Origin of the sequence: Falsiruegeria litorea R37 (assembly GCF_900172225.1) — a bacterium.
GTDB classification, from domain to species: Bacteria; Pseudomonadota; Alphaproteobacteria; order Rhodobacterales; family Rhodobacteraceae; genus Falsiruegeria; species Falsiruegeria litorea.
This window is the reverse complement of sequence record NZ_FWFO01000005.1, coordinates 159,368-183,789: the sequence shown is the minus strand read 5'-3', so window position 1 is coordinate 183,789 and position 24,422 is coordinate 159,368. Positions and strand designations below refer to the sequence as shown.

The following is a 24,422-nucleotide window of genomic DNA, read 5'->3' as shown; positions in this document are numbered from 1 at the left end:
GAATCATGCAAGGTGCCAATCGGATATCAGCTCCGGGTTCGCGGCGTCGAGGTCCATCATCGCGTGTACAAGGGCATCACGAGAACCGCTCCGGCCACCGACAACAGTGAAGGAAAACGTGTGCTTGGCCTTCGCCTTGCTCAGTCCGGCAATCGAAAACCCGGCAGATTTCAGACCAGCCTCAAAGTCCTCGCGCGCCTGCGGTGTGGCATGCTTCTCGGCGAATTTCACCTCGACGACATGATGTGGCGAGGCACCGAACACGTACACGATCGCCCAAGCACTTGCCGTGGTGATCAGCGCCATGACGGGCAGATCGAGTCCAACGCAGAGCCCGACCAGCGTCACCAGGATTAGGCGCATGGTGTCCGACATCTGGCCCGCATCGGTACGAAAGCGTAACAACCCGCCAATACCAAAAATCACGAATCCGATGATGGCGCCGTGGTTCATGACCAGAAAGCCGACCACCATGCCAATCAGGGCGTAGACGAACAACGTGCCTGGAACCTGGTACTCAGCCAGTTTGCGTCGGTCCGCGCGGGTTGCCGGATGGTAGGCGATCACCGCAGTCATTACTGTTACCTCGATCAAGCCAAGAAGGAACTGACCCATCTCGTGAAGTTCGGCAAGTTGACCCCATCCCTTGCCGGTCACCGTAAGATTCTCTGCGAGCATTCCAGAGGGATCGACCTGTGCAGCCAGCGGAGTTGCTATCCAGAGAAATGCAAACAGAAGGGAAAGCACGCGCCAGCCCCCACATCGCATGGACGCAGAAATGCTCCAGATTGCTTTGAGTTCCAACGATATCATGTTGTAGTACTTCTCCCCTGAGTTTTTGGCGTCATGCCGGTGCGGCCATTGCAACAAAAACACCTCTTGTTCAGCAATACAGCATGTTGGGCCCTCAGTACCAAGCCTCTGTGACTGGAATGGTTTCAAATCATCTCCAAGGTTTCGAAGGATGGACCCATTTGCAGTGCAGCAAAAACACCGATGCAGCCACTTTCTTTGACGAGCACGATCAGCAATCGGCGGTTCCGGTTTGTTCGTCCACACCGCGGTTCCTCACTTTGAATATGGAAGCGGTCGTAATTTCTGTGATCAATTTCAAGAGTGACCGAGTGTCAGCCGAGAATCCCCTTACTCGGAAATGAGAAGGACGATCCTGCTGCATAATCGGCGTAAGACCGCTTTGAGGCAGTCGTAATACGGCTCAACCCATGGCGATGAACGGCGGCATTGGGCCGAGGCTGTGTGGAAACTCTTGCCAATGCCTCAAGGTTTTCCTTGTCCTGTGGCGTATCGGGTAATTTGAGGCTGAGACAGCCATGGCGGCTCATATGCGCCATGGCGGCCGTGATCGTACCGCTTTTTGCGCTCGAAATACGGCTAATTATGTTGCAATTGCCTTCATTAAAGGACCAATTCCCACGATGTTGATCATTCGTTTGATATTATAAGCAAGGACATGCAACGCCATCTCGGCACGCACGTTCTTTAGCTTTCGCATCTGGAAATGGGTTGCCCCCATCCATGCTTTGAGTGTCCCGAAAGGGTGCTCGACTGTGCACCGCCGGACGCGCATCAGGTTTGGGTCGCGCTCCATCCGATCATACATCTCATCGATCAGATGTTCGTGCTCCCAGCGGGTGATGCGGCGCTCCTTGCCGGTCGTACAGCGGGACTTGAGAGGGCAATACTGACAATCATTCTGCCAGTAACGCCGGTGCTTCAGGCCTCGCTCTTCGCGGGTGTAGCGGTAGGTCAACTGCTTTCCGGCGGGGCAGGTGTAGCTATCAACCTCGGCGTCGTAGACAAAGTCTGCCTTCACGTACATGCCCTTCTTGCGGTTGCCGGAGGTGTCAGGTCTGGGCACTGTGGCGGTGATGCTATCCTTGTCACAAGCGAGTATTTCTACCCCGCTAAAGTAACCCCGGTCAGCAATGGCGTCCAGTTTCTCTAGCTTGAGCGCATCCTTTGCAGCCCGTGCCATTGGGGCCAGTTGGGCTCGGTCGTTTCCAACCGTCGTGACCTCATGCGCCACAATAAGATGGGTATCGGTATCGACTGCCGTCTGGACGTTATATCCGACGAGGCCGGTTCCCTTACCGCGGGTTGCCATGGAGCGGGCGTCCGGATCGGTCAACGAAATCTGGCCATCGGGCGTATCTTTCAACTGCCGCGCTATGCCTGACAATCGATCCACTTCCTCGCGGACGCGGTCGAGCTTCGCCTTCAGATGCGTAACCCTGTCGATGTGCGCTTCCTGCGCCTCCTGCCGGTCGACGCGGGCCATCTCGTCAAGATAGCGGGAGACGCTTTCTTCAAGATGACTGATGCGCAACGCGATCTTTCCAGACGTGAAGTTGCGATCCCGGTTGTTCACCGCTTTGAACTTACTGCCGTCAATGGCAACGCATCCACCGCCTAAAACACCGACACGGCGGCAGAGCTCAACGAAGCGCGCGCAAGTCTTGCGGATGGCGGAAGCATTGAACCGCCGGAAGTCCGCAATCGTCTTGTGATCCGGTGCCAAACGACCAGTCAGCCACATGAGTTCGACATTCCGACCAGCCTCGCGCTCCAGGCGGCGACTTGAAGGAACGCGGTTCAGATAGCCATAGATGAACAACTTCAACAGAACCGCTGGTTCTTAACCTGGCCGACCAGTCTGTGCCGGAGAAGTGCGTTCAAATCCACATTCGGCCAAATCCAACGCGTCCACGAAGACATCAACGATACGAACAGGGTTGTCCTCGCAGATCCAGTCCTCCAGCCGCTCCGGAAACAGCGTGATCTGATTGCGCTCGACACCTTCAATAAAACCCGACATCCCGACCTCCAGCCCATGAAGTCAACCTATCAGAAAACGGAGTTTTTACACAGCCTCGGCCGTTCGCACCAGTTGAACCGATCCATGCGCAGGGCCGCAAGGTCCCGCAACACGGCCATCCTTCTCAGGCTCGCGAATGACTGGTTTCTCCGCTGCGCACTCCTCAAGGAAATCGCATACAAGCCATTTGCTGAAGATCGAATTTAGGGTTCCTGCTAAAGACCTTCGAACCACGTCAGAAATTGCAATAAGATCAAAGAGAATGTCCGGCGCTGCGGTGGCTATCTCTCGCGTCTAACTCTCTTTCAGCCGCTTCTCGGCGTCTTTCGCTAGTTTCCAGCTGGTCTCTAAACCCGCCCGAAGCGTCTCGTAATTCTGCTCCTCGCGCAGCAAGTCGGCCAATGTGGTGACGGACGTGAGATGTGATTTCATCAATAGCGCCACGCAATGCGCCAAGCCATTCACCTTGCTTTCGATCCTGCTGGTCGAGCGCTTCTCCAAGGCGTGCAATTCCTTGGCTGAACTCTCGCAGGCCGTCACCAACCGCTCGACGGATGCGAGCAATTCGCGTTCCAATGCTGTCAGGGTCTGTGTCATCTAGGGTTCCTTGATCTCGATACAGATGACCGGCGTCCCGGCCATGGTGCAGGTCTTCAATTCGGTCCGGTCGGGGTCCAGCGTCACCCATGTCTGCCCAGCCTGTTCGATCCGTGTCAGGCCAAGCCTCGTCATCTCCGAGCGCGTGGTCAAACCCGTCCAAAACCAACTCGCGATCAGCACTGTCACGATCCAGGATGAGACCATCGCCACGATCACCCAGGGTGAGATCGTCAACCAGCGCCTGATCGTCTCGCTCCGTCTTTCCAACTCGCTCCTGCTGTCGCTCAGAAAGAACCTGATATCGGTCTCGATTGTATGCAGCGCGCTGGTCGCAATGCTGCTGAAATCGCTCCTGAAGCTCTCCAGTTGAGATGCCATCAAGGCGGCGTGGTCGCTGCGTACTGTCTCCAGGTCCGCGTTCAATTTCTCGGCGAGGCGGTTCGGCTTGCCAGTCGTCATGGAAAATCTCTCCTTTCAAACGCCAGCGCTCGCCGGTGTCGGGGTCTTTGGCGGTGATGTAATTCTTGCTGGCACGGGGGATCTCGAATCCCGCGTCAGTGAGTGCGTCGATCATGCTAGCACGGTCAGTAATGGTGCCGACGCTGATCTGATCGAGGATCCAATCGTGCAGCGCCTCGCGCCCCTGTGCGCGGGTTGGGGCCTCAATCGTCGCCCTTACCTTCCGTGCGCGTTCTGGGTCCAAAGGGTCTGCCCAACCGTGCGTCTTGTTCAACAGGTCGCGCAGGCTGGAAAAGGCGTTCTCATGTCCCGGCGGAGCGATGTTCAGCGCCTTGCCGGTGCTGAGCTCAAGGCGTGGCGTGCAGAAGTGCAGCTCGACGTTTCCCTCATGCGTATGCCGCACCCAGAGACAATCGTATTGATCCCTGTCCAGCCCAGCCAAGGCCAGAGCCTCAAATAGCTCAATGGCCTCTTGCTGGGCGGCGGGACTGGGATCATCGCTGTCGGCAAAGCTGATCACGCCCGCCGTGTAGCTCCATTTGTTGGAGCTCGCATCGATCAGGTCGCGGGTCTGATCGGGGTTGCCGTGCAGCACCACGGGCAGCGGGTCGCGTATTTTGGTTTGGGGCTCACCGTTGTCATCGCGGAAGAGGTTGCGGTTCTCATCATAGGCCAGAACTTCACGCGCTGTCAGGTAGTCTACGGGGGCCGCACCGCCACCTGTGCCAGTGGAGAAGAACGAGATGATCATTCGCAGTTCTCGCCTGTGTGCGCCGCCACGATCTGCGCCATCTGCCGTTCGATGATCACCAGCTGAGCAGCGACCTTGAGCGCATCGATCTGGTTCGCGCGGCCGGATTTGACCGCGCCGTTGATCCAGCGGGAGAGCTGATTGAGGTTGCCGCCGACGCGGGCAATCGCAAAGGTCAGCTTCGGGTCAACACGTGGGACGGGCTTGCGCCGACGTGCGTCGGTTAGCCCCAAGGCCTCGCGCATCAGCGTGGCATTGGGTAGACCAGCGGCGCGCGCTTTGGTCACAAGAACTGCCTTTTCCGACGGGGTGCATCGGAAGATCACGCTCTCGGAAAGGCCCTCTTTGACGCCGCTTGCGCGCGTCTGGTTGGGGTTTGAAGGGGAGGCTTTCCGCCCCTCACAAGTCCCGCCGATGTAATCGGTGGGTAACCTTGCTCTCTGCACTTTGTTGGGCTCTGTCGCGTTCATGATCTCAGCCCCGCCGCCTCGATTTCAGAAGGGCTGACCAGGTTTGCGGCCAGCAAAGCGGTTACTTGGCCGGGCGTGATATGGCGGCACAGTGGATGACGATCTGTGACCCAGTCGGCCAAGCCTTTCAGCAATTCGGCCTCTTTGGCTTTGCCCGCTTCTCGCGCTTCCTCAATGTTCTGAAGGTATTTCAACCAACGGCCAGAGGAGAACCAATTGTCGGAGAAACACACCTTCGAGCGGGTGAATCCTTCGCTCTCGCTCGCATAGGCCCACACAGCGTCCTCGAGGTCTTTGGCATCCACTCCGTCGGCCAGCACTTGGCGGATTTGCGAGATACAAACCGCTTTGCTGCGAATGCGATCCTCCGGATAGGCGGACAAAATCTTTTCTAAAATCTCATCCTCCACCGCTGCCTTCGCGTGCGAAGGATTTGGTTTTTGATATGGTTTATATCTGTTCTTATAGGATTTGCCCTCTGGGGCAGATGGCTTGCCCTCAGGCGCAAATGCATCATTTTCCCTCTCAGGCGGATCGATTTGCCCTTTTGGGCAAATGGAGTTGCCCAAGGCATACCAACAGGTCCGATCATAGCGATCATCGCTGAAATTGCCCTTGATGATCAGCTCTGCGCTGACCAGCTTTTCGAGCGCTGTTCGGATCTGCTTTTCGCTCAGATAGGGGAAGAGTTCACTAAAGGCCGAGATCGAATTGTAGGTCCAATACCGCCCGTCTCGAAGGTTACGGCGATTGGCTTGGTTCTTCTCGATCCAGAAGGTGATGTTCTGGAAAATCACAGCTGCATTGAGACCGACACGTCCGGCGATTTCGGGATCAAAGCTATGGCGGCTCATGATTGGCCCCCGAAATACGCACAAACGTGCGAGTTTTGTACAGGTTTTGTACGAGAAATCGGCCGTTTCAGCCGATTTCGCCGCGAAAGCTGGCGGGACTTTCTACAAGCTTCCGCACAACATCCTGTAAATAAGCCATATTTTTCAGGTGGTTTTGGCGACCCCGGCAGGATTCGAACCTGCAACCTGCCCCTTAGGAGGGGGCTGCTCTATCCAGTTGAGCCACGGGGCCAAGACCTAGCGACGATCTGGTAACCCGCATGACGTGCAAATTGGGCTGTCGATCCTCGGTCCTGACGGTCATCCTTAGTCCAATCAGCTGGACGTTGCAAACCGGCAGTGTGGCGGCCTCGTAGTTTGCCCTTCAACCTTGAGATCGCGCTTCGAGCGCTTGTGTCTGAGTGAATGTTCACGTTAACATCACTGTCACTTGGAAAGCTCGAAAAGGGTCCATCTTGACAGCAGATACGAAACGCCCGCTCACCCTTCGCGATGTCTCCGAAGCGTCGGGAGTGTCCGAAATGACAGTCAGCCGGGTGTTACGCAATCGCGGGGATGTGTCCGATGCAACCCGTGCCCGCGTGCTGGCCGCCGCCAAAGAGCTGGGCTATGTCCCCAACAAGATTGCGGGCGCCTTGGCCTCGAACCGGGTCAATCTGGTGGCAGTGATCATTCCTTCGCTGTCGAACATGGTCTTCCCCGAGGTTCTGACCGGGATCAATCAGATTCTGGAAGACACTGAATTGCAGCCCGTTGTCGGCGTTACCGACTACCTCCCCGAAAAAGAGGAAAAGGTGCTCTACGAGATGCTCTCGTGGCGGCCATCCGGCGTAATTATTGCGGGGCTCGAGCATTCCGAGGCCGCGCGCACGATGCTGGACGCGGCGGGTATTCCCGTGGTTGAGATCATGGACACCGACGGCAAACCGGTGGACGCGATGGTGGGCATTTCACACCGCCGCGCAGGCCGCGAAATGGCGCAGGCGATCCTGAAAGCGGGCTATCGCCACATCGGGTTCATGGGCACCAAGATGCCGCTGGACCACCGCGCCCGCAAACGTTTCGAAGGCTTCACCGAGGTCTTGGGCAAGAACGGGATCGAGATCGAAGATCGCGAGTTCTATTCCGGTGGGTCCGCGCTTGCCAAGGGGCGCGAGATGACCAAGGCCATGTTGGATCGCTCGCCTGATCTGGATTTTCTCTATTACTCCAACGACATGATCGGCGCGGGCGGCCTGTTGTACCTGATGGATCAGGGCATCGACGTGCCGGGCAAAGTCGGCCTTGCTGGCTTCAACGGGGTTGAGCTTTTACAGGGCCTGCCCCGGCAACTGGCAACGATGGACGCCTGCCGCCTGGAGATCGGGCGCAAGGCGGCCGAAATCATAGCCGCCCGCCTGGAAGACCCCGAACAGGATCTTGACTGCCGCGTAACCCTGACCCCCAAGATCAGCTACGGCGACACGCTGAAGCGGCGCTGATCCGGTGTCGACCCCGGTGTTGGACAACAGATCCGCCCGCGCGCTGTTTCTGGACCGCCACGCGCTGGCGGAACAGCCCGCAGGCCCGGCCAAGGGCCAACACCTGCTCGACCTGATCGAACGGCTGGGGTTTGTACAGCTCGACAGCATCAACACCGTTGCGCGCGCGCACGACATGATCCTCTATTCGCGGCGGCCGACGTATCGCCCCAAGCACCTCAAGCGCCTTTACGAGGCTGACCGCGCCTTGTTCGAACATTGGACTCATGATGCCGCCGTGGTGCCGATGGCATACTACGCGCACTGGCATCTGCGGTTCCAACGCGACGCTGAACTCTTGCGATCGCGGTACAAGAATTGGCGTCGCGACGGGTTCGAGCAGCGGTTCGAAACCGTGCTGCAGCACATCCGCGATCACGGGCCGGTCAGCTCGTCAGATGTCGGCAAGGACGAGAAAAAGGGCTCGGGCGGCTGGTGGGACTGGCACCCGTCGAAAACAGCGCTTGAATATCTGTGGCGCAGTGGTGCGCTAACGGTCGTCGGGCGCGACGGGTTCCAGAAACGCTATGACCTGACCGAGCGCGTGATCGAGGAGCACCTCTGCCCCGGTGCGATCCCATGTGACGCCGAACACACGGTGGATTGGCTGTGCAACGCGGCACTGGACCGATTGGGATTTGCTACATCCGGAGAGTTATCGGCCTTTTGGGACACCGTATCGTCGGCTGAGGCCAAAGACTGGTGCGTCGCAGCGGAACAGCGCGGCGAAATCGAGGTGATCGAGGTCGAAAGCGCCGATGGCTCCAGACGCACACACTTTGCCCGCCCCGGAACGGTTCAGGCCGCGTCAGACGTCGCTGCGCCGCCGAAACGGCTGCGCGTCCTGTCCCCGTTTGATCCGGCCTTGCGCGACCGTAAGCGGGCCGAGCGTCTGTTTGGGTTCCACTATCGGATTGAGGTCTTTGTGCCAGCGCCCAAGCGCATCTATGGCTACTATGTCTTTCCGCTTCTTGAGGGCGATAAGTTGGTTGGTCGGGTCGACATGAAGGCGCACCGCGACTGCGGTGAATTGCGGGTTCGGGCGCTTTGGCCTGAGCACGGCGTGCGTTGGTCCAAATCCAGAACCCAAAGATTGGAGTCTGAACTGGATCGCGTCCGCCGTTTTACCGAAATGGACAGGGTGGTCTTCGCGCCCGATTGGCTGCGCGACCCCATTTGACCCGTCGGGTGTCAGGCAGAAAGAAACCCTCGGTCCACCACCAAGTCTTTTAGTCGGGCAAAAGCCTCGTCCTCGCTCAACCCCGATGTGTCGAACTGTGCCAGGGCCTTGCCGTACAAGGCCTCGCGGCTGGTCAGGATGGATTTCAGTTGTTCCATCGCTTCGGGGTTTCCGGCCATTGGGCGTTCGTCGCCTTGCGCCCGGACCCGCTCCATATGCTCGGCAGGAGAGGCGCGCAGCCAGATGGTGTGGAAATGGCTGAGGAGGGTATTGTAGGTCTCGGGCTCGGCCACGATACCGCCCGCAACAGCCAGGATCATAGTCTCATGCGTGGCGATCACCCGGCTCACGGCCTGCGCCTCGAGCTTGCGATAGCCCTCTTGCCCATAAAGCGCCATGACCTCGCTCACCGGCATGCCGCTTTGCTCTTCGATCTCGGCGTTCAGTTCGACAAAGGGGGCGTCCATTTCAGCCCCCAAGCGGGCGCCCAAGGTTGATTTTCCGGCGCCACGAAGCCCGACAAGGCAGACACGTTTGGCCCGCAAAGCCTCGGCCGGTTCGGGGTTCAGGATGCGCAAAGCTGCCTGTTGAACATCTGCATTGGCCACCCGAAACAGATCAGCCACACGCACCGCGTCCGATGTCCAGGGGTCGTCCTCGCCCACCAGCCATTCGATGCGATGATCCAATGCCACGGCGACGCGTTGCAGCAACCCGATCGAGATATTGCCTTCGCCCGCCTCAAGCTGCGCCAGATAGCGTGGCGAAACACCTGACATCTCGGACAGAACCCGCCGCGGAATGCCACGGCGCTGCCGCGCCTCGCGGACTCGTTCACCCACGCGCACAATCAAGCCATCGACCGAGGCCTCGGTGTGGTCGCGCGTGTCCTGCGGGCTGCTTTCGCCGCGAAAGTTGGTGATTTCTGTCATCAGGCCCAGCCGTTATGCAAAATAGTGCGCAATTCTACGACGGCATTGCCAAATTGGCAATGCGACACAGCATTATCTTGCATCTCGCTGGATTGTGCGGGTCAGTAGGTTTCCACGTGATACCGACCGTCTTCGCGCATTTTATCGCGGATCTCAGCCCAGTTCAAACCGATACCGCGCGCAATGTCCTTGAGCGCTTCCTCGACGCCCTGTTCCATCGCCTTGAGGCCGCAGATATAGATGTGACCCTTGGGATCTTGCAGCAATTTGCTCACCTTCTCGGCCTCAGCCCTCAGCTTGTCCTGCACATAGTGCTTGGTCTCACCCTCCATCCGCGAGAATGCGAAATGCTTGGCCATGAAGTCATCTGGCACCTTCCCGAGAGGGCCAAAATACGGCAGCTCTTCGGGGCGCCGTGCACCAAAGACCAGGGTCAGCGTGTCCTTGAGCTTTGGGTTCTCGCGCTGCCTGCGCATTGTGAAGGCACGGAACGGAGCTGACCCGGTGCCGGTGCAGATCATCAGCAGATGCGTCTCGTGATCAGCAGGCAGCAAGAAGGTCGCACCAAACGGTCCGGTCAGTTTAACCGTATCACCCGCTTTCAGGTCACAGACATAGTTCGAGCACACGCCGTGTTCTTCGCGTTTGACGGTCAGGGACAGGTTGTTGAAATTCGGACGCTCGCCGTCACGCGGGCTGGACACAGAATACAGACGCGGCAAATGCGGTTTGCCTTCGGCGTCTGTGCCTGGTGTGATGATCCCGACGCTTTGCCCTTCGAGCACGGGAAAGGGCAGCGCACCAAGGTCCAGGATGATGTGGCGCACGTCACTGTCGCTGTCCTGGTCCGTCAACCGATAGTTCCCCTGCACCTTCGCCTCGGCCGGTTTGCCGATGGTGTAGAGGTTGATCGTGGGTTTCGAGGCTGATGCCGGTGCCTTGGCCTTGCCGCCCGCCCCCTTGTGTGCCTCGGCCAAAAGGGCCGCCATCGCATCATCCAACGCCTCAAGGCCGGTGTCGTCCTCGGGCAGGTCCTCTTGCGGGGGCAGTTCCATCCACTCAAACTGTTCTTCGACCGAATAAGGCTCGGCCACAACGCGCCATTCGTCAATGGACCCCGTTGGGCAGACAGGGATGCAATCCATGCAAAAATTGCACTTCGAAGCATCTACCACGACGTTCATGTCATCGTGTTCAATGGCCTCTTCGGGGCAGGTCATCTCGCAGGTGTAGCAGCGGATGCAGATTTCCGGGTCGATCAGATGTTGTTTCAGGGGTTGGTTCATGGGGTCGACCCCCGCCGTAATACAACCTCGGGCAAAGTGGCCACCTCGGCCAGGGCAAAACAGACGCCCCGGCATGTGGTGCAGCCCAAACAGGGAGCATTCTGGTCGATCACGATCTGACCGACTTCGACCAAGCGCCGGGATTTCGGCGCGCTTTGTTCGATCTCCATGACCTTCTCCTAGCTTGGACGATTACGCCATGTGCAGTTGCACGTATTCGAAATCACCTGGCTTGTTATCGATGCCGACCTTCGGCGGAGAGATCCAGCTTGCGAATTTGCCGGGCTCAAAGCAGGGCTTCATCAGGGACTGAATGAAATCGCCATCTGCCTTGGTTGGCAGCCAATCCTTGACCTTGGCGTCCCACTCTTCTTTCGGGATGATGTTGCCTTCGGGATGGACACTAACACTGGCAAAAACACCAATTTTGCGGTGGAACCCTTCATGAGGCAGTGCCATCGCAAATTCGATCCCATTCTTTTCGATGATCTTGTTCCAGCGGCCAACACCACCTGCGGCGTCTTTCACATAATCATCGCGCAAACGCATGTTGATCGCCGTCAGAGCGGGGACCTCTTCGGCGAGGATCGCACCATCCTTGACCGTGCGCACGACATAGGTGTCGTCGCTCAGCTTGTGGTCGTCCTTGATCCGCATCTCCATGAACCGGCCCTTGATGCCCGCGTTGAACGCGTTGGCGGCATTGGTCGACACTTCGTTGCCGAACAGGTCCAGCGACAGCGTGTAATGCAGGTTCAGCTTTTTCTGGATCGTGGGCAGGTCGATCACACCCAGATCGCGGATCTTGTCGATGTCATAAGGATCGGTGATGCCCGCCTTGTTCATCGCCTCACATGTCGCCTGGATGGTGCGGCCCACGCCGGTTTCACCAACGAACATATGGTGCGCCTCTTCGGTCAACATGAAGCGGCAGGTGCGGCTGAGCGGATCAAACCCGGATTGTGCCAGGCTTTCCAACTGCATCTTGCCGTCGCGGTCGGTAAAGTAGGTGAACATGAAAAACGACAACCAATCCGGTGTCTCTTCGTTGAAGGCGCCCAGCATCCGCGGCGCTTCGTCCGATCCGGACGAGCGGACCAGCATGTCGTTGGCCTCTTCCCGACCATCGCGACCAAAGTATTTCTGAAGCAGATAGACCATCGCCCACAGGTGCCGGCCCTCTTCGACGTTCACCTGAAACAGGTTGCGCATGTCATAGAGTGAGGGCGCCGTCAGACCCAGGAACCTCTGCTGCTCGACCGAGCCCGGCTCGGTGTCGCCCTGGATCACGATCAAACGCTTGAGCATGTTGCGATACTCACCGGGCACCTCTTGCCAGGCGGGTTCACCGTAATGCTCGCCACAGGGAATGCGACGGTCTTCAACTTGTGGTGCCAAAAGAACACCCCAGCGGTACTCCGGCATCTTCACATAGTCAAACTTGGCCCACCCCTTGGGGTCTACGGACACGGCGGTACGCAGATAGACCATGCTTTCCTGAAAGTTCTGGGGAATTAGATCGTTCCACCAGTTGATATAACCGGGGTGCCATTTCTCTAGCGCTTTCAGGACCTTCTTGTCCTGGCTCAGTCCCACGTTGTTGGGGATCTGCGTATCGTAACTCACATTGATCAGGTCGAGCATCTTGTTGTGTCCTCTCCTCTCGCGCCCGGAAACTTTCAAAGTTTCCGGCCCGGTTTCTTTGAAAGAAACCGGTTCCGCCAGTTATACACGTTCCATGTTGTAGTTCCCGCGCACGCCCGTGCCATAGCGTTGCAATGCGCCATCCTCACCCACCGCATTGGGGCGTTGGAAAATCCAGTTTTGCCAGGCGGTCAATCGCCCAAATATGCGGGTTTCCATTGTCTCTGGCCCCGCAAAGCGCAGGTTTGCCTCCATCCCCGTCATCGCATCAGGCGAGAAGCTGGCACGCTCCTCCATGAAGATCCGAACTTCATCCTCCCAGTCGATGTCGTCAAACGCATAGGTGACCAGGCCCAATTCCTCGGCCTCATCCGCCTCGATCGCTTCGCCGATCTGCGCCTTGGCTGTATCAACCGCTTCAGGCGATCCAAGAAAACGGGTTTCCAGCCGAGTCAGGTTGTTCGACATCGGATAATGTCCGAAATTGCCATCTGTCAGAGTGATGGCAGCCATGGGTCGATTGTCACCTTCGAACTCTTCCAGCATCATGTAAGTTCGGTCGACGGACCACAGCAGCTCGGCCAGAACCCCAGCGAAACAAGACCCATGTTCGACCAAAGCCACCAGCGAGCGCGAGGTCATGTCGACCCGTTTCAGCACCCGCTTCCAATAGGTCAGGATTTCATTGGCCAGCCAGTGATCAGAGTTTTCCAAAAGCAGCGCCTCATGCGCCACCAGAAGATCGGCATCGCCCTGGCAGGTAAAGACCACCAACCCCAATTCACGTTCGTTCAAACGCAGATGAAGAATGGCATCGTCCAGCTCACGCGCGAGGCGAAGCATGTAGGTTTCAGCGCCCTGCTCTGTCAGCACCTCGACCGAAACAGGCGCATCGCCATCGGGGCCTTTGATCAATATGGTCGCGCTGCCCGCGTCCCGATCAACTGACACTTCGACTGTAGAGTAGGTCACCGACCCATCCTCGGCAAAGCTGCGTGCGAGTGGCGTGAGGGCAATTCCCGTTGCCACGTCCATCTTGCCCGACGCAACGGCAAACTCGTGGGCGCGCTCTTGCACCGTGTCGTCGAATTTCGAATTTGCGATGACTTCGTCGACCAGCTTCCAATCGACCGCGCGTTGGCCTTTGACACCCTCTTCGACCGAGCAGAACACATCGGCCAGATCGCGGCGCACCTTGCGCTTGTCGGTCACGCGGGTCAGGCCCCCCGTGCCCGGCAGCACCGCCAACAGGGGCACTTCGGGCAGGGCCACGGACGAAGACGAATCGTTGGTCAGCATGATGTGATTGCAGGCCAGCGCCAACTCATACCCACCCCCTGCGCAGGCCCCTTTGACGGCTGCCACGTATTTCTGGCCAGAATCCGCCTCGGCCGCCTCAAAGGTATTGCGGGTCTCATTGGTGAATTTACAAAAATTCACCTTGTGCGCATGGCTGGCACCGCCCAGCATTCGGATGTTGGCCCCGGCGCAGAACACCTTGTCCTTCGCCGATTGCATCACGACAACCTTCACCTCGGGATGCTCGAACCGCATCCGTTGCACAACGTCCGCAAGCTCAATGTCGACACCCAGATCATACGAGTTCAGCTTCAGCTCATACCCTGGGAAAAGACCGCCCGTCTCATCGACGTCCATGAACAGGTTGGCAACCGGCCCGTCATATTCGACGCGCCAGTGACGGTACTTCGATGGATCGGTCTGAAAGTCGATACGTTCGGCCATGCCAGTCTCCGCCGTTATTGATGATGTGCAACATAGTACGACAATTGATGTGGGGCAAGTTCATATTGGCATAATATTGCACATTTCCACTCGGACCCTGAGGCGATTCATGCAATTTTCACCTCAAGCGGTCCGCAGTGAGCACATTGTGATGCATTATTTTGCATCAATCTCTTCAATCTGAACAACCAAAAGCTCCAGCCAGTCGCGCACCGACTCGATCTGAACCCCCATCACCACACCGTGCAATCCAAGCAACCCCGCCCGGCTAACCACGCTCAGGCGGAGCGCAGCTTTGGGACGCCCCATCTTTTGCTTGAGCAGACCATTCGCAAGTTGGATGACGGCTTGAACAAATCTGCGTTCTGCCGAATTTTGCGGCAGAGCCATCCAAACCGCTTCCCACACTTCGTGGGCCTCCCAAAAACACTCTGCGCCCAGCAGATCCCACCCCACCAGCCAGGCCTTGCACTGGGCCAGCTCCGCGATGGACATCCCGGGGCGCGCCGTGCCTTTCAGCGCATCATAAAACCCGCCGTCGGGACGCGGGGTTTGACCGGGAACATATGGAACCTCAGGCAGCTCCATCGATCACGCGGTTTCGACTTGCGCTGCCTCGATCCGCTCCAACCTGACGCAAAATTCCGCCGCGGCGGCGAGCGTTTCCTCGGGGGCTTCCAGATGGGGCGAATGTTTGCAATCAAGCTCGACAAGGTCGACAGGGCAATAGGCGCGTTCGGATATTTCGTCCAACTGCGCCATGGTGCCGTATTGGTCACCATGCCCCTGAATCGCCAGGATGGGCACCCGGATATAGTCGATCACCTCGGCCACATTCCAATCGGCAAATCCCGGATCAAGCCAGACATCCGCCCAACCCCGAAACGCACCTTCGGGATCTCGGTGGTATTTGCTCATCCGTGCCGAAAGATCGGTGGTGTTGAACGTATCGCGCGCGCGCTCGATCTCGGCCAGCCCCATGCGTTCAGCAAAGAAATGCGGGGCCATCAAAATCACCCCTCGGACCCGGTGATCTTCGATGCTGCCCGCATAGACTGCGGCCATCGTGGCGCCGTCGGAATGACCAAACAGGATACACCTCTGAATACCCGCCTGCTTCAGGATATGTGGCAGCACCTCCAACGGCTCACTAGATTGGTAATCCAACCTGCGCGGCAACCGGATCGGGTCCGAGTTGCCATAACCCTGCCGTGAAAAGACCAGAACACCGAACCCGGTCTGGGCCGACAGCTTTTCGGGGAAGTCGCGCCACAAGGCGACACATCCCAACCCCTCGTGCAGCATAACAATCGTTGGGGCCTGATCCGGGGCAGGGCCGTGGCAGGCATATTCAAGTGCAACTCCGTTCACCGTCATCGGAAAGCTTGGGGTCAGGCTCCATTCGAACATCTTTTACCCTTCGCGCAGTTTGAAGCGCTGGATTTTGCCCGTGGCCGTCTTGGGCAGATCGTCCACAAAGTCGATCCAGCGGGGGTATTTCCACTTTCCCACCTTATCTTTGACAAAGCTTTGCAGCTCATCGGTCAGGTCAGCCTCAGCTTTCTGCTTCAGGACGATATAGGCCTTAGGTTTTTCCAAGTCTTGTTCATCCCTTTTAGGCACAACCGCTGCCTCTAAAACGGCAGGATGCGCGCTTAGCGCTTGCTCGACCTCAAATGGGGACACCCAGATACCGGACACCTTGAACATGTCGTCGGTGCGTCCGCAGTACACATATCGCCCGTTTTCCGTCAGCTCGTACTTGTCGCCGGTGCGGGTCCACTCTCCTTCGAATGTCGCCCGGCTTTTGTCGCGCTTGTTCCAATACCCATCCGCCGCCGAGGCACCCCGCACCAAAAGCTCACCCAACCCACCGACGGGAACATCACTGCCGTCCTCGTCAACCAGACGAACCTCGTACCCGGGCACAGGACGGCCGGATGTTCCATAGGCCACATCACCCGGAGCGTTCGACAGGAAGATGTGCAACATCTCGGTCGAACCCACACCGTCCAGAATGTCGGTGCCCCAAAGCTTGTGCCAGGCTTTGCCGATATCTTCGGGCAAGGCCTCTCCCGCTGAAATGCAACGCCGCAACTTTGTATCCGGCACGTCGCCTTGCTCTAGCAACGCCACAGTAGCGGCATAAAGTGTGGGTACTCCGCAGAACACGCTAGGCTTTTCGTCGCGCAGGATCTGCACCGTCATCTCAGGCGTGGGTCGACCGTTGAACAAGATGGTTTCGGCCCCCACTGACATGGGAAAAGTCATCGCGTTGCCCAAACCATAGGCAAAGAACAGCTTGGCTGCGGAATAGACCAAATCATCGGGTTCGATCTGCAGCACCTGCGCACCATAGGTATCCGCCGTCGCCTTGAGGCTGCCATGCACATGGCGCACGCCCTTGGGTTGCCCTGTAGAGCCTGAGGAATAAAGCCAAAAGGCCGTGTCATCCTCGGACGCATCAACCGTTTCGGACGGGGCACACCCAGCGATGAATTCGGCATAGCTGGTGGCCCCTTCGAGCGCGTCGCCGATGACCACAATCTGCCTTAGATGAGCTGAAGCACGCGCAGCAGGCTCAACCACTGGCCACAGCTCGTGACTGACAAACAGGATGGTCGCCCGGCTGTCGTCCAAAATGGCCTCGTAAACCGGGGTGGCCAGCAAGGTGTTAAGAGGCACCGGCACAATGCCCGCCTTCATGCACCCCCAGAAGATCTGCGGAAACTCAACCTGATCAAGCACCAACATGACAGCGCGCGCCTCTCGCGGGATACCTGCACGTGTCAGCGCAGTCGCCACGGCCCCGGCCCCATTGGCCAGTGCGCCATAAGTCAAAGAGCGCTTCTCTCCGGCCGCTTCACGAAATGCCGGACAATCGCCGCGCCCTTCGTTCACATGGCGATCCACAAAATATTGCGCTGCGTTTCCGCTCATCTATCCCTCCCTGACGTGATTGGCAGGGGCAGCGCACGAGTGGCTCCTCCGATCCGACTCGCACGCGCCTCTCCCCTACCGCGTCATAATGCATTCGAAGCCAGTATATGCAAGATAATGCTCATCACGAAAGTGAGATTTTGCACTTTATCGCATATTTCTATGATTGACCTGGGATGGAAGACGTCCCAATCGTCAATTAGGGCAAGGTTTCAAGGAAACGTAAGGTTTCTAGAGGCCGCACACAGGATGCGTTGTCTCACGATCAAATCGCTGATTTCATCACCGGAAGATACCAAGCCTGGCGAAACAAGACACTCTGATTGGACCACGCGTTGAACCCATACACATTCTGCCCAAACTTGCTTTCTCGTGTCCGGGGCAACCTAGATCGTTTTTCCGTCCAACCCCTTGAACACACAGGTTTGCGCAAGGCCGCTGTGGCCATCGTGATCACTGAACATGTCGAAAGCGGCGAAGCTTGCGTTCTGATGACTCTACGACCCTCCAAGCTCAACCGGCATGGCGGGCAATACGCCCTGCCAGGTGGGCGTCTGGACGAAGGAGAGCAAGACGCGGACGCTGCGCTGCGAGAGCTGCATGAAGAAATGGGTCTTGAGCTGGAAGCAGGCTCTATCCTTGGTCAACTCGACCCGTTTCCCACCCGGTCCGGCTTTCGGGTCGCGCCAATCGTGGTGGCAACACGGGGGCCGGTGACCCTGCGCCCTGACCCAACTGAGGTCGAGCAGGTGTTTCACCTGCCGTTTTCCGAGCTTGCCAGCCCGGACATTCCCCGGCTGCAAGACAGCAATAACAGTGAGCACCCGGTATTGTCGGCGTTTTTCCCGACCTTGGGCCATTATATGTATGCGCCGACGGCAGCGATTCTGTATCAGTTCCGCGAGATCGCCCTGCATGGGCGACCAACGCGCGTGGCTCATTTTGATCAACCCACATTTGCCTGGAAATGACCCTTTGATCCCTCGAAGTCAGCCTGTATACAATCCCGCATCCAATATTGTGGGCAATTTCGTTGACATTCCGAATAGCTTGGGCAAAAACAGATCAGGCAGTCGAAAGGGCGTCCACAGATGAGCACGAGCGTTGATTTGGTCTATGAGCAAGTCCGCCAGATGGCCGCCAATTTCGAATTCAAGCCAGCGGAACGGATCAACGAAAGCGAGCTGTCGAAACGGCTAGGCGCCAGTCGCACGCCCTTGCGCGAGGCGATGAACCGGCTGACCGCCGAAGGGTTACTGGTATTCGAACCGGGCCGGGGTTTTTTTTGCCAGCCTTTGACGCCGGAACTGGTGGTGCATCTGTACGAAGTGCGCGAAGCGCTGGAAACCGCAGCCATTCGGGCAGCGGTCGAACGGGCCAGCGATGATCACATTGCAGCCATAAGCGAATTTCTGGCCGACACCGCCGATCGGTATGCCGATGGAACCCCTACAAAAGAAATCGTCCGCCTGGACGAAGAGTTCCACCTGATGATCGCAGAGCTGTCGAGCAATCCCGAATTGGTCAACATGATCAAACTGACATACGAACGTATTCGCTATGTCCGCTGGATCGCGATGCGCGAGCGGATCGACATCACTCATTCGGCTCATCTGCATATCTTCGAGGCGCTTGAGAACCGCGATGCGCACGCCGCCGAAGAGCGGATGCGCACCCACATCAAAACGCACAATGCCGAAGCGACCGAGATCGTAGGCAAGGCGTACAGCAACCTTTACGTCCCTCAACACTAAGGCTTTTTCGGGAAAGGGCCCAAGCAATGGCAACCGAGTTTGGTGGAAAATCCGTCTATGGCGCTGTGCTGGGCATCCTGATGCTCGAAGCGCGCTTCCCGCGCATCTATGGCGACATCGGCAACGCCACCACCTGGCCGTTTCCTGTGCAATACCGTGTGGTCAAGGGGGCCAGCCCCGACAAGGTCGTGCGCAAGGATCCGATGCTGCTGGTCGATGATTTCATTGCGGCCGCCAATGAGCTGGTCGAAAGCGGCTGCGATGGGATCACCACCAACTGCGGGTTTCTGGCGCTGACACAGGACCGGATCGCCAAGGCAGTACCGGTTCCAGTTGCAACCTCATCCCTGATGCAAATTCCGATGGTTCAAGCGCTGATGGGGCCAGGCAAGAAAGTAGCGGTTCTGACGATTTCCAAGACCACGCTGACCCCGGCGCATATGAAGGCAGCGGGCGTGTCGAACCTGGACGAGGTTCCGATTTTTGGCACTGACGGCGGTCGTGCCTTTACCCGGTGCATTCTGGATAATCACGAAGAGATCGACTTTGACGCTTGCCGCCAGGATATGATCGACGCCGCGCGCGAGATTGTCGAGACGGACCGTGACATTGGCGCAATCGTTCTGGAATGCACCAACATGGTGCCCTACGCCCGCGACGTGCGAAAGGTGACGGGGCTGCCTGTCTATTCGATCTATTCCTTCGTGAACTGGTTCCATCAGGGGCTGATGCCGCAGCGGTTCCCTTTGGAACTAGACGATCCGCGCGCGGGCCTGTTCTAGACTTCGTTTCTCTGCCTGACGGCTCGAAAGGAAAAGAAAGCAGCGGCCGCGCCGGGGGAGTAAGAATTTCTCCCCCGGCGCGGCCGCTGCCCTGCGTTCCGTGATCCGGAAAGGAAGCGCTCGGATGCTACTCAAAGTACGGCAAGTTCTTTGCCTTTGCGGCCCGTACCCAGTTGGGCACGAAAGGAATGATCTTGTCCTGTGTCGGCACCATCATCTCGATAAAGCTGGCACCTTCATGCGCGATCGCCTCTTGCAGGATCGTCTCGATGTCATCCTCTGACGTGATCCGCGCTGTCTTGAACCCAAACGCCTCAGCCAGTTTGACGTAATCCACCGCGCCAAAGTCGGTGGACCAGGGCTCGTCCACATCATCCAGAAGGATCGCTTCACCCCGAATCCAACCAAAGGTGTCATTGCGATTGAGGATGACCGTAACATTCTTGCCCGACCGGCGAATGGTCTCCATATCGCCGAGCACAAAGCCAAACGACCCATCCCCGGTGAACGAGATGACCGGACCGTCAGAGGCATAGGACGCACCCAACCCCGCCGGCACCGAATACCCCAACGCCCCCATCGAGTAGTTGGTGATATAGCGCCGCCCTGGTTCCTTGATCGTCAGCAAGGCCGAGGGGTAGATCGCACTCACCCCGGGCTCAGACGTAACGATCGCATTGGCGGGCAGGATCTTGTCCAAAGCCTGGCTGAGTTTCACCGGCGACACCGTGCCCTCGGGCATCGGGATGTTCGAGTTGAAAACCTTGTCCAACGCAGTCTTCTTGATCGGGTTCAGATCGATCTCATCACGGCGCAGATCGGGGTGTTCGGATTTGATGATCTCTACCATGTACGCCAACGTCGCGCGCGCGTCCCCGACCAGACCGACCTTGACCGGGAACATGTTGCCCACATGCGCCTCGGCGATATCCAGATGCAGGAACGTCTTGGTTTTGGGATCACCATACAGTCGCCAATGATCCGTGGCCGCGCTGTCGGTGTTGCTGCCGACAAAGAATATCGTGTCCGCCTCGCGCACGTATGCGTTGGAGTATTCCATCCCCCCGCGCCCGCCGATCACCCGCAGCGCAAGCGGGTGGTTTTCCGGAATCGTGCCTTTGCCCGGCGTTGTGGTTGCCACCGGGATCTGCAGCAGCTCTGCCAAGTCCAGAACCGCCTGCGTGGCGCGCGAGATCAACGCCCCCTGCCCGCAGACAATCGCGGGGCGCTTGGCGGACAGCAGCACCTCGATGGCTTCGCGGATCTTGCCGTGGTCCGCAACCGGGCGATGCGCGGGATAGCTGCCGTATTCGGGCGACGCATAAAGGTCATCGACCTCGGCCTCTTCTTGAAAGACATTGATCGGCACGCGGATATGCACCGGTGCCGGACGGCCCGAGGTCGCCACCCGGAACGCACGGCGCAGCATGAACGGGATCTCGCGCGCGTTGGTCAGGGTAAAGCTTTCTTTGCAGATGCTGTCATACAGCGCGGTTTGGTCGACCCCGGTCAGCCCGTGCTTCTTGTCCTGATTGATCGGAATGTCCGAACTGAAATAGATGATCGGAACCGAGCTCAGATAGGCCTCGGTGATGCCAGGGGTACAGTGGGTCACGCCGGGGCTTGGCGCTTCGAGCACGCAGGGTTTGCCGGTGATCTTGGCATAGGCCTCGGCCGCATAGGCCGCCGTGCGTTCATCTCGGGTCAGCACATATTCGATGTTCGAGTTCTCGCGCCACTCCTTGTACCAGCCGATCGTGGTTTCGCCGGGCAGGCCGAATACATGCTCAACGCCGTGGAGCTCCAGCATTTTCAGGATGATCTGAGCGCCGTTCAGGGTGGCCGGTGTGGTGTTGGTCATCGCGGAGGGGTCCAATCGGATCTGGGAGTCGTAAAATTGTATACAGCTTGTAATACCATTTTCCACACAGATCAACATTCAGCTCGTAAGCGCTGACTTATCGCCCTCCATATAACGCCGAAGCAAAAAAAATGAGCCGCCGATCCGAAGCGGGATCGACGACTCAAGGGGAGAGACCCGGTCCATTTTGTCTCCGGACCAGGCGAGGGAGCTCGGTTAAGCTGCGCCGGGCAGCTTGTCTTGCATCGCGTCGCTGTTGACGGTCAGCGTGTTGAACATGGTTTCGGTCCAGGACACCGCACCCGACGTCAGTAGAAAGACCTCGGGTACAACAACCCATTCGGCGATCCAGACACCGCCCGAGCGTTCGTGCTCGTGCTGCGTCAACTCACCGATCTGTTCCGCTCGCTGGCGACCCAAACGAGCCACCGCTTCGCCGAACTCGGACGCGCGTTGATTGCGCTTGTGCGCCATGGAAGATGATGCACCTTTGCCCTGTTCGTGCACCTCGTAAACTTCGCCAATGTCCGAAGAGGACAGCAGGTTCACGTTGTGTGCGATCTTACAGAGCGTTGCACAAAGCAACCCCAAGGCCGCCACCACATCGGCCACACCATCGCGGGCGTTTTGCCAATGCGGTTCGGTCGTGAATAGCCCCAACGCATCCGCGACCCCCTGTTTGACTTGCAAGCCAACGCCGTCTTCGTACCCGCGCAGATCACCAACCGGACCCCCGACCTGAACATTCAGGCCGCGGCGCGCGGCCTCGGTCAGGGCATCCGACCGGCGGTGCAACTCGGCCTGCCAGAGTGTGAGCTTGGTCGCCAGCCGGATCGGCACCGCGTGCTGTCCGTTGGTACGGCCCATCATTCGGGTATCGGGATGCGCCTCGATCAGGCGCGCCAGCGCCGTGTCGATCCGCCCCATCATGTCCTGGATATGCTCCAGCCCAAGCTTCATCTGCAACGCTACGGCAGTGTCCATGATGTCTTGCGTGGTCGAGCGATAGTGGACATGCGCGCCATGATCGCCAACCTGGGCGCGCAACTGCTTGACCAGACCAACAATTGGGCGACCCACCCGCATCATCTCGTGTTGCAGTTCACCCTGATCCAGATCGCAGACCGACACCGCGTTAATGGCGTCGGCCGCTGCGACCGGGATCAGACCCAGTTTGGCCTGTTGCCCGGCCAGCACTTGCTCGACCGTCAACCAGGCTGACATCGTCGCATGCTCGGACCAGATCGACCGCATATCGGAGCTGGAGAAACAGTCACGATAGAGGCCGAAATCAAGCATCACCCAGACCTCCCTGCGCCAGCTTGCGCTCTTTCATCATGCCGCGCACCCGAAAGGCGATCGCAACAACGCCAAGCAACAGGAAGCCAAGAGCAACCGGACGCTCGACAAAGATCAGCGCACCACCATCCGACATCAGCAGGGATTGGCGGAAGGTCTCTTCTGCGCCCTTGGCCAGCACAAACGAGATGACAAAGGCGGCAATGTTGAAGTCATACTTGCGCATCAGCCAGCCACCAAATCCCGCTACGGTCATCACGGTCACGTCAAACATCGATCCGCGGGCCGAGTATGAGGCGACAAATGCCGTCAGGAAGATCAGTGGATACAGCACGTTGGTCGGGATCTTGAGGATCAGTTTGGCGACCTGAGTGGCACCAAAGTACCCGATGAGCCCATAGGCCAGGATGCCCAACATACCGCAGGCGAACAGTTTATAGACCAACTCTTTGTCCGTCAGGAACAAGGTCGGCCCCACCTGAATGCCGTGGATCAGGAATACACCCAGCAGGATCGCACCAATGGTTGATCCGGGAATACCCAGCGTCAACAGCGGTGCCATCGAAGGGCCGGAAACGGCGTTGTTGGCCGATTCTGGCGCAGCGACACCTTCCAGTGCGCCTTTGCCCCACTTTTCAGGGTTCTTGGCGCGGCGCTTGCCCTCACCATACGAGATAAACGCGGCGATTGCAGACCCAAGACCGGGAAGTACACCGATGCCAGCGCCGATGAAGCCACCTCGCAGTGCGTGCGGCAGACAGGGTTTGTATTCTTCCCATGTCAGTGAATTGCCATCGCCTTCGCTTTCGTTTTCTTCGACGTCACCGGCCGCCTTGCGGCGCGATTCCATCTGGGCGAACACTTCCCCCAGAACAAAGACACCGATCATCAGCGGCACCAGGCCGATGCCGTTCGACAAATCAAACGAGCCGAAAGTGTAACGCTCTTCGCTTGAAATCGGGTCCAGGCCGATCATCGCGATCAGGATGCCAAGCACAGCCGAGGCAAGCCCCTTGGTAATCGAGCTGCCAATGACCGAGCCGATGACGACAAAGGCGGCAAAGTAGATTGCAAAGGTTTCTGGCGGGCCCAGTTTCAGGGCAATCGCGGCGATGAAGCCGACACCAACGACCAACAGGATATCTCCCATCAGATCCCCGATGACCGACGATATGGTGGCCACCTTCATCGCCTTCCCGGCCTTGCCCGCGCGGGCCAAAGGATACCCGTCGATTTGAGTGGCGGCAGAAGCTGCAGTGCCGGGAGTATTGAACAGGATCGCGGCAATCGATCCGCCATAGCGGCCCGATTTCCCGATCACGTAGAGGAACGCCAACGCAAAGAGCGGCGGCATGTAGAATGTGATCGGCAATAGCATTGCGATCGCGGCCGAGGCCGTCAGGCCCGGCGTGGCGCCAACGATCATGCCGACAGCAGCGGCCAGAACGATGGCAAAAAGAAGGGTCGGATCAGTGATGACCGACAGCATTGCGGGAAAGATTTCCATAGCC

General features: G+C 58.2%; 20 protein-coding genes, 1 tRNA gene and 1 pseudogene. 5 read left to right on the top strand and 17 right to left on the bottom strand.

All coding sequences use genetic code 11. The features are described from left to right. Positions 1-3: 3 nt before the first annotated feature. The 6 genes and pseudogenes from TRL7639_RS20735 to TRL7639_RS20710 all read right to left on the bottom strand — a co-directional run bounded on the left by TRL7639_RS20735 (position 4) and on the right by TRL7639_RS20710 (position 6,202). Positions 4-942, bottom strand: a complete 939-nt coding sequence (locus TRL7639_RS20735; protein WP_133057684.1) for a DUF4956 domain-containing protein — start codon at positions 940-942, stop codon at positions 4-6. Positions 943-1,396: 454 nt separating this feature from the next. Further along, positions 1,397-2,836, bottom strand: a pseudogene (locus tag TRL7639_RS20730) (IS1182 family transposase). A gap of 253 nt (positions 2,837-3,089) precedes the next feature. Then, positions 3,090-4,646, bottom strand: coding sequence for a relaxase family protein (locus TRL7639_RS20725; protein WP_085797806.1), 1,557 nt, complete (start codon positions 4,644-4,646; stop codon positions 3,090-3,092). Further along, on the bottom strand, positions 4,643-5,116 hold the full coding sequence (locus TRL7639_RS23600; RefSeq protein WP_370809096.1) for a plasmid mobilization protein: 474 nt from the start codon (positions 5,114-5,116) through the stop codon (positions 4,643-4,645). The genes TRL7639_RS20725 and TRL7639_RS23600 overlap by 4 nt, the downstream gene beginning before the upstream one ends. Next, positions 5,113-5,913, bottom strand: a complete 801-nt coding sequence (locus TRL7639_RS20715) for a hypothetical protein (protein ID WP_235820472.1) — start codon at positions 5,911-5,913, stop codon at positions 5,113-5,115. The genes TRL7639_RS23600 and TRL7639_RS20715 overlap by 4 nt, the downstream gene beginning before the upstream one ends. 212 nt (positions 5,914-6,125) lie before the next feature. Then, a tRNA-Arg gene (locus TRL7639_RS20710) sits at positions 6,126-6,202 on the bottom strand. A gap of 223 nt (positions 6,203-6,425) precedes the next feature. On the opposite strand from TRL7639_RS20710, the gene TRL7639_RS20705 reads away from it, so the two are divergent. Both TRL7639_RS20705 and TRL7639_RS20700 read left to right on the top strand, forming a co-directional pair. After that, positions 6,426-7,451 carry a LacI family DNA-binding transcriptional regulator gene (locus TRL7639_RS20705; RefSeq protein ID WP_085797804.1) on the top strand — a complete coding sequence of 342 codons (1,026 nt, stop codon included), beginning with the start codon at positions 6,426-6,428 and terminating at the stop codon, positions 7,449-7,451. 4 nt (positions 7,452-7,455) lie between these two features. Continuing rightward, positions 7,456-8,670: a winged helix-turn-helix domain-containing protein gene (locus TRL7639_RS20700; RefSeq protein ID WP_085797803.1), complete on the top strand. Its 1,215-nt coding sequence runs from the start codon at positions 7,456-7,458 to the stop codon at positions 8,668-8,670. 11 nt (positions 8,671-8,681) lie between these two features. On the opposite strand, the gene TRL7639_RS20695 is transcribed toward TRL7639_RS20700, so the two are convergent. The 8 genes from TRL7639_RS20695 to TRL7639_RS20665 form a co-directional block, all read right to left on the bottom strand. Next, positions 8,682-9,602: a helix-turn-helix transcriptional regulator gene (locus TRL7639_RS20695; RefSeq protein ID WP_085797802.1), complete on the bottom strand. Its 921-nt coding sequence runs from the start codon at positions 9,600-9,602 to the stop codon at positions 8,682-8,684. 101 nt (positions 9,603-9,703) lie between these two features. Further along, positions 9,704-10,888 carry a benzoyl-CoA 2,3-epoxidase subunit BoxA gene (gene boxA / locus TRL7639_RS20690; RefSeq protein WP_085797801.1) on the bottom strand — a complete coding sequence of 395 codons (1,185 nt, stop codon included), beginning with the start codon at positions 10,886-10,888 and terminating at the stop codon, positions 9,704-9,706. Next, positions 10,885-11,058 carry a hypothetical protein gene (locus tag TRL7639_RS23150; protein ID WP_165759861.1) on the bottom strand — a complete coding sequence of 58 codons (174 nt, stop codon included), beginning with the start codon at positions 11,056-11,058 and terminating at the stop codon, positions 10,885-10,887. The genes boxA and TRL7639_RS23150 overlap by 4 nt, the downstream gene beginning before the upstream one ends. Positions 11,059-11,080: 22 nt before the next feature. Beyond that, positions 11,081-12,532, bottom strand: a complete 1,452-nt coding sequence (gene boxB / locus TRL7639_RS20685; protein WP_085797800.1) for a benzoyl-CoA 2,3-epoxidase subunit BoxB — start codon at positions 12,530-12,532, stop codon at positions 11,081-11,083. Positions 12,533-12,613: 81 nt separating this feature from the next. Next, a complete protein-coding gene (gene boxC, locus TRL7639_RS20680; protein WP_085797799.1) occupies positions 12,614-14,275 on the bottom strand; it encodes a 2,3-epoxybenzoyl-CoA dihydrolase in 1,662 nt (553 codons plus the stop codon). A 156-nt stretch (positions 14,276-14,431) separates the two neighbouring features. After that, positions 14,432-14,863 carry a DUF309 domain-containing protein gene (locus TRL7639_RS20675; RefSeq protein WP_085797798.1) on the bottom strand — a complete coding sequence of 144 codons (432 nt, stop codon included), beginning with the start codon at positions 14,861-14,863 and terminating at the stop codon, positions 14,432-14,434. A 3-nt stretch (positions 14,864-14,866) separates the two neighbouring features. Next, positions 14,867-15,685, bottom strand: a complete 819-nt coding sequence (locus TRL7639_RS20670) for an alpha/beta fold hydrolase (protein ID WP_085797797.1) — start codon at positions 15,683-15,685, stop codon at positions 14,867-14,869. Between the two features lie 3 nt (positions 15,686-15,688). Continuing rightward, entirely contained in the window at positions 15,689-17,215 is a 1,527-nt protein-coding gene (locus TRL7639_RS20665) for a benzoate-CoA ligase family protein (RefSeq protein ID WP_085797796.1), read from the bottom strand. Between the two features lie 425 nt (positions 17,216-17,640). Here TRL7639_RS20665 and TRL7639_RS20660 point away from each other — a divergent pair, with 425 nt between their 5' ends. The 3 genes from TRL7639_RS20660 to TRL7639_RS20650 all read left to right on the top strand — a co-directional run bounded on the left by TRL7639_RS20660 (position 17,641) and on the right by TRL7639_RS20650 (position 19,751). Then, positions 17,641-18,186: an NUDIX hydrolase gene (locus TRL7639_RS20660; protein WP_207559702.1), complete on the top strand. Its 546-nt coding sequence runs from the start codon at positions 17,641-17,643 to the stop codon at positions 18,184-18,186. Between the two features lie 120 nt (positions 18,187-18,306). Beyond that, positions 18,307-18,969 carry a GntR family transcriptional regulator gene (locus TRL7639_RS20655; protein ID WP_085797795.1) on the top strand — a complete coding sequence of 221 codons (663 nt, stop codon included), beginning with the start codon at positions 18,307-18,309 and terminating at the stop codon, positions 18,967-18,969. Between the two features lie 26 nt (positions 18,970-18,995). After that, the gene (locus tag TRL7639_RS20650; protein ID WP_085797794.1) at positions 18,996-19,751 is read left to right on the top strand and encodes an aspartate/glutamate racemase family protein; all 756 of its coding nucleotides are present in this window, start codon (positions 18,996-18,998) and stop codon (positions 19,749-19,751) included. Positions 19,752-19,878: 127 nt separating this feature from the next. On the opposite strand, the gene TRL7639_RS20645 is transcribed toward TRL7639_RS20650, so the two are convergent. The 3 genes from TRL7639_RS20645 to TRL7639_RS20635 form a co-directional block, all read right to left on the bottom strand. Continuing rightward, entirely contained in the window at positions 19,879-21,612 is a 1,734-nt protein-coding gene (locus tag TRL7639_RS20645; protein ID WP_165759860.1) for a thiamine pyrophosphate-binding protein, read from the bottom strand. 216 nt (positions 21,613-21,828) lie between these two features. Then, entirely contained in the window at positions 21,829-22,911 is a 1,083-nt protein-coding gene (locus TRL7639_RS20640; protein WP_085797792.1) for a lyase family protein, read from the bottom strand. Then, positions 22,904-24,418 carry a tripartite tricarboxylate transporter permease gene (locus TRL7639_RS20635; protein ID WP_085797791.1) on the bottom strand — a complete coding sequence of 505 codons (1,515 nt, stop codon included), beginning with the start codon at positions 24,416-24,418 and terminating at the stop codon, positions 22,904-22,906. Before TRL7639_RS20635 ends, TRL7639_RS20640 begins: the two co-directional genes overlap by 8 nt. Positions 24,419-24,422: the final 4 nt, after the last annotated feature.